Raw genomic sequence first — 11,308 nt, 5'->3', positions numbered from 1 at the left:
GCCCGACACTGTCTTGACGCGGCGCGGTCGTTCCGGGGCTGCCGGCGCGGGGCCGCCGGAGCAAAGCCTCGATGCGGGCCCGCAACTCACGCGGTCGGAAGGGCTTGACCACGTATTCGTCTGCGCCGGCCCCCAGGCCCAAGACCACGTCCGCCTCTTCCTCGAGGCCGGTGAGCATGATGATGTACGTGTCGCTCTGCTGTCGGATGCGCCGCGCGGCCTCGAAGCCGTCGATGCCCGGCATGTTGACATCCAGCGTGGTGATGAGCGGCTGATATGCGATGACGGCGCGCACCCCGTCGATCCCGTTGCCGACTGAGACGGTGGAGAACCCCGCGGACTCGAGCACCTCGACGAGGAGATGACGGATGTCAGGGTCGTCCTCGACGATCACTGCCGTCTTCAGCATCTCGGTGCTGTTGCTCATCCCACCACTCTTCCGGCTTCGCACGTCTGCCGTGCCCGCGCTCTCCCCCGAGGCACGGCGACCGCGGAGCGGCCGAGCCACATCCTTACACACTTCGGAGCGTGGACGGCGACTGCCGGCGGTCGTCCGCCCCGGTTCAGCGGCTCTCGCGCGTCAGTTCCACTGCGGCATCCGGCCACCAGGTGCCCGCAACGGGACCACCGTTGCATTCGCCGTCGCTCTCGCCCGGAGGCTTGATCCAGAGTGTGGTGTCCACGACACCGTCCCCGAAGGCGCCGCTGGCGGCGCCCACGAGTCGGCCGCCGGGGTTGCACCAGTCCGGTCCGGCAGGACCTGCGCCGTTGCGGGAGGTGTCGATGATCGCGTGCGTGCCGCCGAGGAGATCGGACAGTCGGTGCGCGTAGGCGAACTCGTTCGCCGTGTCCTGGTAGTTCGAGACGTTCAGGGCGACGCCGCGGACCTCATCGACAAGCCCGGTCGACCGCAGCAGGTCGGCCATCTCATTCACCGGATGCCATGCCGAATGACCTCCGTCGAGGTAGATCCACGTGTTCACGCCGCGCAGGTTCTCTACCGCCGTACGCAAGTGGCGTGCGCGCTCCTCGAGGGAGCCGCACGAGGGGGCGAGAGCGATGCTGTCGGGTTCGAGGACGACGATCTTGCGCACGTCGGACGCATTGCGCAACGCGTCGCCGATGCGGGCGGTCCACTCGCGGTAGGCGTCGGGGTCGAGACCTCCGGCGGAGTGGTTGCCGCAATCCCGGTCGGGCAGGCCGTAGACGGCGATGGACACGGTGGCGTCCTGGTCGCGGGCCTCGGCCGAGAGGTGGGCCACCCGGTCCCACACCTGGTCGACGGGGTCGATCTCGGGAGTGAGCCAATAGGTCGTGGGCTGCGCTGCCAACCAGGACGCGGCCTCGGCCGCGGCCGATCCCGCCGGCGTCTGCTGGGCGGCTTTGGCGGCCTTCGACTCGTCCGGGGTGACGATGCGGGTGTCGACGGCGGGAGGGCGCGCGGACAGCGTCTGGAACAAGGAAGACACGAGGGAACCCACCACGGCGATCCCGACCACGAGCGCCACGACGAGCACGACGGCCCCGCCCACCAGGACCGGCCGCGGAATCCGACGCCGGCGCTTCGGGCGGTGTGCTCTCCCCACTCTGAGGACTTTAGTCGAGCGATCCCGTGCGCGGCCGCAGGTCGAGGAGCGAACCCGGCCGTGATGAGGGCGGTTGCCCCGGGGGCCAAGGCGCAGCCGTCGTGCACTGATTAGGTCGATCGAGCGGATACCCTGTCCTCGTGGGCAAATTGGTTTACAACGCTCTCGGTCACGCGGTCGACGTCGAGGATCGGACTCTCGCCCATCTGCGCCTGGTCTTCATGAACAAGCTCCGTCGCGGCGAACCGTTCATGTTCCACTTCCCCGTCGGTGACGGGAGCGGCTCGCGCACTCTCTGGATCCATCCATCGATCCCGCTGGTGTTCCACTTCTACGGCAGTCGTCCGCCGCACGTGAACCGTCGTTGGGTCGACGAACTCATGCACGAGGCGAGTTCGCCGAACGGGCTGACTGTCGTGCCGGAGCCGGATCCGGATGCCGTGGAGCCGATCTCGGTGTGAGTCGAGTTCAGCGGCACTCGGCGTCGACGACCTCGCGGACGCGATCGAGGAAATCGGCGAGCTGGTCCGCCGCGCCGGCGGGAAGATCGAGAGCGAACTCGCGGATCCTCGCCGTGACCGGGTCGATCGCATCGGCGTCCGTGCTGCGGTCGAAGGGCACGACGAACTTGCTGCGACGATCGGCCGGGTTCGCCACGAACCCGATCAGCCCGCCCGCGTACAAGCGGTCGAGCATCCCCGTCACCGAGGCGGTCGACACGGCCAGGGCTTGAGCGATCTCGGTTGGGGTGATGGTGCCGCCCTCGTCGGCCCGTTCGAGGATCAGACGCATCGCCGCACGGGCGTTCTCGCTCGGTCCGCAGTCGGTCTGTCGGCGGCGGGCCAGTCGAGCCTCGGCCAGGCGAAGTCTCTCGACGGCGCGGGCGGCGACCGTCGATGGGTCGTCTTCAGTCACGATCGTCATTGCTCTCCTGTCGGGTCCGGCCGCCCGAGGCGACAGTCTAGTTACGCAAACGAGGCTCACGTGCGGCGGCGTCGGCCTCGGACGCGTCGGTGAGCGAGAAAGAAACTCGGTGGAACGTCGCGATTCCCGCGTGATTCACGTTGTGATAGTTAGGCGATCTAGTAAAATCCTGATTGCCGAAAACTCCGGAAGGAGATGCTCATGGGCCTACTGTTCTACGGCTCTTCCGAGCGCCCGATCCGGATCCCGGATCGCGTGCTCGCTCACGTGAAGGTCGTCACCGCGACCAAGCTCCGCCGCGGCGAGAGCTTCACCCTGTCGTGGCGCCATCCCGACGAAGAAGAGGGCGGGCGCAGCACGATCTGGATCCAACCCGCGATTCCGCTGCGTTTCGTCTTCGGATCCGTCGAGCCCGAGGTGCTCGACCCGTCGCTGTTGCAGACCTTCGCCAACTCGGCGAACTCCTCCAGCGGCCTCAGGATCGACCTCGACGACTCGCCGTCCGAACAGTCGGCCGGGGCGTCTCGGCGCACGGTCTGACGCCAGACGTTCCGCGCGGCGCGGGGACGTCATCGGTCAGACCCGACCGGCCGCGTGCCGGTACGCGATGAGCGACACCCACTCGTTGCCCGGGCAGGGCGGGGCCGATCGTCCGCGCATGCGCTCCCACGCCTCGACGTAGATGCCCTCCAGAAGGGACTCGGCGCGCGCGGCCTCCCTGGTGAGGGTGAGGAGTACCGCGTACACGCGCGGAGCCGTCACGTCGTAGAAGTGGACGAAGGCGCCGCGGTCACCCGAGGCGGCGCGCACGAGAAGGGCGTCCAGATCGACGCCGTCCCGTGCCGCGCGGGTGCTGTCCGTGAGCGTCATGGGCACCTCCTCGGTCGACGGGCTCTCAGTCAACAGTCCGGTGCTGCTCACGCCCGGGGGTTGCGTGACCGTGGCCATTCGCGTAGCGCTTCGGGCCCACGCGCGTCACGGGGATCGGACGTCCCGTCAAGCCCGCCCCGCTGCAGTCCTAGCGTGGCGGGATGAGATCGTTCGTCCGATGGGGCCTGGCCCTGGCAATGACCTTCGCCGGCCTGGCGCACCTGACCTTCGCCCGTCGTGACTTCCAGGCGCAGGTTCCCGACGCGGTGGTCGCGCACGGCCCCCTCGACCGCGACGCCGTGGTCGTGGCATCCGGGGTCGTCGAGATCGCCTTCGGAGCCGCGTTGGTGGCTCTGCCGAAGGAGCGGCGTCGCATCGGCGCCGCCCTGGCGGCCTTCTACGTCGCGATCTTCCCCGGCAACGTCGATCAGTGGCGCAAGGGACGTTCGGCTTTCGGGCTCGATACCGATCGTCGTCGCTTCGCCCGACTCTTCTTCCAGCCCGTGTTCGTCGCTGCCGCATGGTGGTCGACGCGATGACGTTCTGATGAGCGACGTCGTCAGCCTGGAGATCGTCTTCGACGCGGCCGCCGAGGCCGTGGTACGACGGGAATGGCGACTCCTGGCCGACGCGGGGCTTCCCAGTCAGGCTCGTCACACCGGTGCGAGCAACCGGCCGCACGTGACCCTGCTCGTTCGCCCGCGGGTCGCGGCCGTCGCCGCGGACGCGCTCGAACGTCGGCTGCCGCTGCCGATGAGGCTCGGTGCTCCGCTGCTGTTCGGTGGGGTCCGCTCCCGGGTTCTGGCCCGATCCGTCGTCCCCGACGCCGCCCTGCTCGACCTCCACGCCGCCGTGCACGCGTGGGCCGGGTCGGGCGACGATGCCCCGCATACCGGCGTGGGGGAGTGGATGCCGCACGTCACTCTCGCGCGTCGTGTCCCCCTCGCCCGGGTCAGCGAGGCGCTGCTGGCCCTCGGGGCGGAGGGTGGTGAGCCGATCGACGCGCGCGCGATCGGCCTACGTCGATGGGATGCCGCCACGCGGACCGTCTCGCACGTCGCCGGACGTGGCACGCTGGAACCGTGCTGACCGACGACGCCCTCGCCTTCCTGAGCGAGTACCACCTGGCTACTCTCTCGACCATCGGCCGCTCGGGGAGGGTGCACGCGGTGCCGGTCGGTTTCACGTACGACGACGGCGTGGTGCGCATCATCGGTTCGCGCGGCACGCAGAAGTTCGTCAACGCCGAGCGCAGCGGACGCGCATCGGTGTGCTCCGTCGACGGCGCCCGTTGGATCAGCTTCGAGGGACGCGCGCGCGTCAGCGACGACCCCGCGGAGGTCGCACACGCGGTCGACCTCTACGCCGCCCGCTACCGGCAGCCGCGAACGAACCCCGAGCGCGTCGTCCTGGAGATGACGGTCGAGCGCGTGCTCGGATCGGCCCCCTTCCGCGGCTGATCGGCGTACCCTCGAGGTATGTCGTCCTTCGCCCCATCGATGCCCTTCGGGCGTGAGGGGGTCGTCGGCGCCATCTGCGCCGACGGCAGAGGCTCGATCGGATCCGTGCTTCCCGCCGCCTGAGCGGCGATGTCGTGCGACCCTCCGGGTCGTGCGCCCCACCCGCGCCGAGACTCCTCGACGCGGAGGAATCCGATCGCCCGCGCCGTGCCGCGGGTGCCGCACGACCGGACCCGTTCCGGTCCACCGATGGGACCGTCATGATCTCCCTCACCGAATCCACCCTCCGATCCAGCTTCGTCAACGTCTCGTTGCGCGAGCGGAAGTCCATCGCTCTGCCCGCCGATCTCGCCGACCGCCCCTGGGATCGGCTCGACTACCTGGGCTGGCGCGACCCCAAGGCGCCCCTGCTCGGGTTCGTCGTCGCCGAGATCGACGGAGCTCCCGTCGGTCTGCAACTGCGGCAGGCGGAGCAGCCCACCCGTTCGCGTCCGCAGTGCTCGTGGTGCTCGGACGTCACCCTGCCCAACGACGTGGTCTTCTTCTCGGCCCGACGGACCGGCCGGGCGGGCAAGGCCGGCAACTCCGTCGGCACCCTGTTGTGCGCGCACTTCGAGTGCTCCGCGAACGTCCGGCGGCTGGACCCTCCGGCGTATCTCGGACACGACGCCGCCGCGGCGCGCGACCGTCGCATCGAGGGCTTGCGGGCGCACGTCGATGGGTTCTTCCGGGATCTCCTCGCCACTGCCTGAGTCGTCCCGCCCCGGGGCGGGGCTCAGCGCGCGGGGCAGGTCTGGAACGCGTACTCAGCCGCACCGGGCGCGGTGAGCAATCGGTCGCGGAGCACCGTCGAGGCGGGGGTGTCGGCGTCGGCGCACATGTCCCCGAAGCTCCTCGGCAGTTCGTCGGTGTACTCGATGTCGATCACGCGGGCACCGTAGACGTCGGTGTAGGCCCCGCACTCCTCGAACGCGGCGCATTCCTCGGTGACGGCGAAGTCGAAGCCGGCGGCCGTGCGGAGGTGGGCCGCGAATTCCGCGGCGTTCTTCTGTCCCGCGGCCAGGCCGGCTGCGTGGGCGACCGCCACCAGCGCCGTGGCGACGGCGGTGTTGTCCTCGAGGCTCAACGCTCCGTCGGTGCGCGTGAAGGTGTCGAGGTTGTCGAACTCGACGGCCCGGAACCCGGATGCCGCGCACCCGCGGATCCAGGGGGTCACGTGCTCCACGACACGATGACGCGCCTGCGCGGTCGAGGTGTCGACAATACGCTCCTCGGGCCAGGCCGGGTCGACGACCGGGTGCCCGTCGCGTTCGAGCAGCGTGCCGTCCGGCCAGTGCGCGCTCTCGCCCGGCTGGGTCTGGAACGCGTTGACATAGCAGATCGAGTAGAGGCCCGGCGCGGGGTCGGCGGATCGATCCCGCGCCACGATCCCCACCCCGTCGGCGGGGGGATAGGCCTCGCCGAGCTGGTAGTCGACAGCGGCGCCCGACGGGAATGCGGCGGCGGCGCCCTCGGCATCCTCTGTTCCGGTCGTGCCGCACGCGGCGAGCATCAGCACGAGCGCGAGCGCGATCGCCGGGACGAAGACACGCGACATACGACAACCCTACGATCGCGGACTGGGATACTCGACGCGATGAACCGCTTCCTCGCCGCGCTCGCGCTCGCCGCCGCCAGTGCTGCGGCGCTGTCGGCCTGCGCGCCCGCCTCCCCGAGCGCGCCTCCGCCCGCGCCGTGCGCCCCGGGTGCCGTCGCCGTGGGCGAGGGGACCGACGCTCTGCAGGCGGCACTGGATGCCGCGGTGCCGGGGGCGGTGCTGCAGCTGTCGTCCGCGGTCTATGTCGGGCACTTCCGCGCGACGGCGTCGGGGACGTCCGAGGCGCCGATCGTGTTGTGCGGATCCGACGGGACCGTGCTCGACGGTGGCGACGTCTCCGACGGCTACACGCTCCACCTCGACGGCGTCGCGTTCTGGGACGTGCGCGATCTCACGGTGCGGGGAGGCCAGAAGGGCGTCGTCCTCGACTCCACGACCCACAGCGTCCTGACGTCCCTGACGATCTCGGACGTGGGCCAGGAGGGCCTGCACCTCCGCGCCGGGAGCACCGACAACGCGGTGCGTTCGGTCACCGTGGAGCGCACCGGGCTGGTCGACCCGGAGTTCGGCGAGGGCGTCTACGTCGGTTCGGCCGAGTCGAACTGGTGCCGGTACTCGGCCTGCGAGCCCGATCGCAGCGACCGGAACGTCTTCGACGGTCTCGTCGTGCGGGACACCACGGCGGAGGCGCTCGACGTGAAGGAGGGGACGACCGCGGGCGTCGTCCGCGGATCGTCGCTGTCGACGGGGGCGTCCCCGGCGGTGGACAGCGCCGTCGATCTCAAGGGGAGCGAGTGGCGTGTGGAGGGTTCCACGGTCCAGGGCCCCGTGGATGCCATCTCGATCCACGTCATCCTGCCCCCGTGGGGTTCGCGCAACGTCGTCGCATCGAGCGTCCTGCGGCCCGGACCGGGGGGATTCGGAGTGACGCTGGTGGGTGCGGCCCGCGCCGCGGGGAACACCGTGGCGTGTGACAACAGCGTCGAGGCGGGTGCCTCCCTCGCCGACGTTGCGTGCACGTAATACGAACGCGGTAACCTTCACTGTCTTCCCCGGGCCGTTTTGGGCGTATTCGCCGCGCGTACCGGGGAGAACGGATGGGCCAGGGGTCATTCGGAGAGCAGCTGATGTGGCTGCTCCCCTTCGGCTACCTCGGCATCGTGTCGTGGGGGTTCTGGATCGTCCGCAAGATCCTGGCCGCAACCTCGCGTCCGGTGCGCAACGACTACCGCACCACGACCACGGTCGTCGTGCCGTCCTTCCACGAGGACCCCGACGTGCTCCTGCGCTGCCTGCAGACGTGGGTGCGGCAGGGGCCGTCGCGCATCATCATCGTTCTCGACGTGGCCGATGTGGAAGCGCAACGGCGTATCGAGGCGATGCAGCTGCCCACGGTGGAGGTCGTGATGTTCCACCACCGGGGGAAGCGCTCGGCGTTGGGGGTCGGCATCCGGATGGTGGACACCGAGCTGATCGTGTTCGTCGACTCGGACACCGCGTGGGAGGACGGCATGCTCGACGCCGTCCAGATGCCCTTCATCGACCCGGCGGTCGGGGCCGTCAGCACGCGCCAGAACGTCTACCTGCCCAAGTCGAGCATCTGGCGCCGGGTGGCGGACTGGATCATCGACCTGCGCTACACCGACTATGCGCCCGCGATGGGGCGGTTCGGCGGCATCATCTGCGCCTCCGGGCGCACGGCGGCCTACCGTCGATCGGTCATCCAGCCGCGCGTGGAGGACCTCGAGCACGAGATGTTCTTCGGCAAGGAGTGCATCGCGGGCGACGACGGACGGATGACGTGGCTCGTGCTCTCGCAGGGTTTCCGCGTCGCGCACCAGGACAGCGCCCGCGCCCTGTCGATGTTCCCGGGGACGTTCCGAGCCTTCGTGAAGCAACGCGTCCGGTGGAGCCGGAACTCGTTCCGCTGTTATCTCACGGCGATCCGCCACGGCTGGGTCTTCAAGGTGCCGCTGATCTCGCAGATCACGATGATGCAGATCCTGCTGACCCCGTTCACGATGTTCGTCGCGTTGGCGTACATCGCGCTCTCGGTGCGGGCGGAGCATCCGCTGCTCGGTCTGGGGCTGGCGATCGTGTGGCTGTTCGTCGGTCGCGGCATCCGGGGCATGTCGCACCTCTGGCGGCGTCCCGAGGACATCGTGCTGCTGCCGCTGGTGACGGTCGTCATCATCTTCGTGGCGCTGCCGATCAAGGTCTACGCGCTGTTCACGATGAACAAGCAGGGCTGGTTGACGCGTTCCGCCGACAGTCAGGGCGGTGAGGGGCAGTCCGAAGCGAGCCTCGGCGGCGAGGGGCAGTCGGCGGCCAGCGTCGGGCTGGATTCGACGACGGAACCCGCGGAGACACCCGGTGTCTGACGACGGCGCGCTGACCGCGCAGGAACGGGGGGACACCCACCCCGCCATCCGCGGAGTCGCGCGCGTGCTGATGGTGATCGCGGTCGTCGTGCTCGTGGCGGGCGTCGTGCTGGCGGGCAACTTCGTCCAGACGGGCACATTCCTCCCGTGGATGCAGGCCGATGCGCCGACGGGCCCGGTCGTCGCGGCGACGCCGTCCCCGGAGGCCACCGCGGCGGCGGATGCGCCGAAGACGGCCGCGCAGAGGGTCGCGGACGAGGACGCGCGGCTGTCCGCTGTCGCGGCCCTCGCGCCGGGCGACCCCGCCCTCACGGAGCTGTGGAACACCGTCGTCCTCGCTCCGCGCGGGGGGCAGCACACCGCGTACGGCGTGCAGGACCTGGTCGCCCTGGGTGCCGCGCGACAGGACGACACCGCAGTCTTCACGCTGATCCGCAATGTGGTCGTTCGCCCCGGAGCGGAGCTCGCACTCATCGGGCACGGGACGCTGAGGATCTCGAGTGCGCCGCAGGGCGCGGTGAGTGTCGTCGCGTGGGGCGGCACCCTGGGGTTCGGCGGCTCCGAGGAGCTGCCGCTCGTGGTCACGTCGTGGGACGACACCACCGGCGCACCCGATACGGACGAGAGCGACGGCCGCGCCTACATCCGCGTGCGGGACGGAAACCTCACCTCCGTGCGCGCCGAGTTCCGGGATCTCGGTTACTGGAGCGGTCGGACCGGCGGTCTCGCCGTGACCGGTACGGGCGATGCGCGGGCGACGGCCGCTGTCCAGAGATCGACCATGACCCGCCTGCATTACGGTCTCTTCCTCTCGGACACCACGGGCGTGCTGGTGCAGGACTCGACGGTCGAGGATTCCACCCTCACGGGCGTCGAGGTGACCAACGGCTCCGATGCCACCACGATCGAGCGCACCACCGTCTCCCGTTCCGGCGGCGACGGCGTTTCCGTCTCGCGGCAGTCCACGGGGACCAATATCCCCGACTCCACCGTGCAGGGCTCGACCGGCTGGGGCATTCGCATCGACGGTGCGGCGCTGGCCGACGGCCCCACCTCGGGCGGATACGGGCTCAGCCCCGCGAAGGGGTTCGCGCTCACCGGCTCGCACGTGAAGGACAACCGCGACGGCGGCGTGCGTGTGATCTCGACCGACGCCATCGAGATCCGGGGCGCCGAGGTCGACGAGACGCGCAGCGCCGTCCTGGTCGAGGGGCCGTCGACGGGCCTGACGGTCGCCGATGCCGTCCTCACCTCCGCCGAGCTGCGGGCTCTCGACGTGTCGGGGAGGATCACGGATGCCACGGTGACGGGCTCCCGCCTCTCGGGTCGCCGCATCGCCCTCGAACTGACGGGCGCGGCGGTGATCGTGAGAGACAACGATCTGCGGGTGGCATCCGGTTTCGCCATCGAACTCTCCGAGGGGGCGCGCGCCGACATCACCGGCAACACCTTCCACGGGGTGGGACAGGACGTCGTGGCCGTGTGGTCGGGGTCGCGCACGATGCAGGCGGACAACGACCAATCGGACTGGACGTTCCAGTGGGCATGGGTCGGGTGGATGAACGAGCATCCGATGATGTGGATGTGGGGTCTCGTCCTGCTGATTCCCGCGATCGGTCTGCCGCTGCTGTGGCGCCGGCGTCGCGAGCACGTCAAGCTCCGGGCGCTCCTGCACGAGGCGCTGCTGCGGCACGGGGAGCAACAGGTGGCCGCGTACCGGGCCGATGTGGCGGTGGTCGGCGGAGGTCCCCCGGCGACCGCCGTCGGGGCGCCGACCGCCGCCGGCGGGGCCGCGGAGACATCACCGAGCGTGCCGTCGGCGTCACCGGCATCCGTCCCCGTCGGAGGCGTCAGCCGCGGCCCGGCGGTCCGGCCCACGACGGTGTCGGCTGCCGGGACGCGAGCCGCTCCGCACCGGCCGCGCTCCTTCGCGGACCTGCGCACGGGTGCGCTGGAGGGACGGACGTTCGCCTCGCTGCAGCAGTTCGCCGTGGCGGCGGTGCTCGAGGGCGGCTATTCGGTGCCGACCATCGCGCGTCTGTTCCGCATCCAGCAGTGGCGACTGCAACAGTGGGTGGAGGAGGCAGCTCGAAATGCCGCGGTAGGAGGGGGCCGGCAATGACCGAGGAACTCGAGGACGACCGGCTGGATGCCGTCCTGCACCGGCTCGGACAACGCGTGCGGGCGATGCGCCTCGCGCGCGACCTGTCGATCACGGCGCTGTCGTTCGAGGCCGAGCTCTCGGAAGATCACCTGCAGGCACTCGAGGCCGGACGCACCACGCCGCCGCTGCCCGTCCTCGTCGCGCTCGCCGACGTGTTCGAGGTCGGAGTGGCCGACCTGTTCGGTGACGGTGCCACCCCACCCGACGGGACCGATGAGCCCCGTTCGAGCCGGCACGTCGTCCCGAGCCCGGTGATCTGGGGTGGAGAGCTCCCGCCGGCGCCGTGGATGACGCCTGCGGCGCCGGAAACCCCCACCGCCGCGACC

15 protein-coding genes are annotated in these 11,308 nt (G+C 70.3%); 10 read left to right on the top strand and 5 right to left on the bottom strand.

Annotated features, from left to right (window positions below; all coding sequences use genetic code 11):
* Both FE256_RS16075 and FE256_RS16070 read right to left on the bottom strand, forming a co-directional pair.
* Positions 1 to 427, bottom strand: a 427-nt coding sequence (locus tag FE256_RS16075; protein ID WP_171024381.1) for a response regulator transcription factor, incomplete at its 3' end; no start/stop codon positions are given.
* Positions 428 to 563: 136 nt separating this feature from the next.
* Positions 564 to 1,586, bottom strand: a complete 1,023-nt coding sequence (locus FE256_RS16070) for a glycoside hydrolase family 6 protein (protein ID WP_138177671.1) — start codon at positions 1,584 to 1,586, stop codon at positions 564 to 566.
* A 140-nt stretch (positions 1,587 to 1,726) separates the two neighbouring features.
* Here FE256_RS16070 and FE256_RS16065 point away from each other — a divergent pair, with 140 nt between their 5' ends.
* Positions 1,727 to 2,047: a DUF7882 family protein gene (locus tag FE256_RS16065; protein WP_138177669.1), complete on the top strand. Its 321-nt coding sequence runs from the start codon at positions 1,727 to 1,729 to the stop codon at positions 2,045 to 2,047.
* A gap of 7 nt (positions 2,048 to 2,054) precedes the next feature.
* Here FE256_RS16065 and FE256_RS16060 read toward each other — a convergent pair whose 3' ends face one another.
* The gene (locus tag FE256_RS16060) at positions 2,055 to 2,510 is read right to left on the bottom strand and encodes a MarR family winged helix-turn-helix transcriptional regulator (protein ID WP_138177667.1); all 456 of its coding nucleotides are present in this window, start codon (positions 2,508 to 2,510) and stop codon (positions 2,055 to 2,057) included.
* Between the two features lie 201 nt (positions 2,511 to 2,711).
* Between FE256_RS16060 and FE256_RS16055 the strand changes: the two genes are divergently transcribed.
* A complete protein-coding gene (locus FE256_RS16055; protein ID WP_138177665.1) occupies positions 2,712 to 3,050 on the top strand; it encodes a DUF7882 family protein in 339 nt (112 codons plus the stop codon).
* Between the two features lie 36 nt (positions 3,051 to 3,086).
* On the opposite strand, the gene FE256_RS16050 is transcribed toward FE256_RS16055, so the two are convergent.
* Positions 3,087 to 3,380, bottom strand: a complete 294-nt coding sequence (locus FE256_RS16050) for a sigma-70 family RNA polymerase sigma factor (RefSeq protein WP_138177663.1) — start codon at positions 3,378 to 3,380, stop codon at positions 3,087 to 3,089.
* 161 nt (positions 3,381 to 3,541) lie between these two features.
* On the opposite strand from FE256_RS16050, the gene FE256_RS16045 reads away from it, so the two are divergent.
* From FE256_RS16045 to FE256_RS16030, 4 genes are all read left to right on the top strand, one after another.
* A complete protein-coding gene (locus FE256_RS16045; protein WP_138177661.1) occupies positions 3,542 to 3,919 on the top strand; it encodes a DoxX family protein in 378 nt (125 codons plus the stop codon).
* 7 nt (positions 3,920 to 3,926) lie between these two features.
* Complete coding sequence (locus FE256_RS16040) at positions 3,927 to 4,469, top strand: 2'-5' RNA ligase family protein (RefSeq protein ID WP_138177659.1); 543 nt, start codon at positions 3,927 to 3,929, stop codon at positions 4,467 to 4,469.
* The gene (locus tag FE256_RS16035) at positions 4,463 to 4,840 is read left to right on the top strand and encodes a PPOX class F420-dependent oxidoreductase (protein ID WP_289508593.1); all 378 of its coding nucleotides are present in this window, start codon (positions 4,463 to 4,465) and stop codon (positions 4,838 to 4,840) included. The genes FE256_RS16040 and FE256_RS16035 overlap by 7 nt, the downstream gene beginning before the upstream one ends.
* Before the next feature lie 260 nt (positions 4,841 to 5,100).
* Entirely contained in the window at positions 5,101 to 5,592 is a 492-nt protein-coding gene (locus FE256_RS16030; protein WP_138177655.1) for an FBP domain-containing protein, read from the top strand.
* Between the two features lie 23 nt (positions 5,593 to 5,615).
* On the opposite strand, the gene FE256_RS16025 is transcribed toward FE256_RS16030, so the two are convergent.
* A complete protein-coding gene (locus FE256_RS16025; RefSeq protein ID WP_138177653.1) occupies positions 5,616 to 6,437 on the bottom strand; it encodes an endo alpha-1,4 polygalactosaminidase in 822 nt (273 codons plus the stop codon).
* A 39-nt stretch (positions 6,438 to 6,476) separates the two neighbouring features.
* On the opposite strand from FE256_RS16025, the gene FE256_RS16020 reads away from it, so the two are divergent.
* The 4 genes from FE256_RS16020 to FE256_RS16005 all read left to right on the top strand — a co-directional run.
* Positions 6,477 to 7,460, top strand: coding sequence for a right-handed parallel beta-helix repeat-containing protein (locus tag FE256_RS16020; RefSeq protein WP_138177651.1), 984 nt, complete (start codon positions 6,477 to 6,479; stop codon positions 7,458 to 7,460).
* A 74-nt stretch (positions 7,461 to 7,534) separates the two neighbouring features.
* Positions 7,535 to 8,818: a glycosyltransferase gene (locus FE256_RS16015; protein ID WP_138177649.1), complete on the top strand. Its 1,284-nt coding sequence runs from the start codon at positions 7,535 to 7,537 to the stop codon at positions 8,816 to 8,818.
* Positions 8,811 to 10,940 carry a right-handed parallel beta-helix repeat-containing protein gene (locus tag FE256_RS16010; protein WP_138177647.1) on the top strand — a complete coding sequence of 710 codons (2,130 nt, stop codon included), beginning with the start codon at positions 8,811 to 8,813 and terminating at the stop codon, positions 10,938 to 10,940. Before FE256_RS16015 ends, FE256_RS16010 begins: the two co-directional genes overlap by 8 nt.
* On the top strand, positions 10,937 to 11,308 hold a 372-nt coding region (locus FE256_RS16005; RefSeq protein ID WP_138177645.1), incomplete at its 3' end, for a helix-turn-helix domain-containing protein. The genes FE256_RS16010 and FE256_RS16005, both read left to right, overlap by 4 nt.

Origin of the sequence: Microbacterium sp. 5K110 (assembly GCF_005774735.1) — a bacterium.
Lineage (GTDB): Bacteria > Actinomycetota > Actinomycetes > Actinomycetales > Microbacteriaceae > Microbacterium.
Note: the sequence above shows the minus strand (reverse complement) of the source record. Positions and strands in the feature narration are given on the sequence as shown.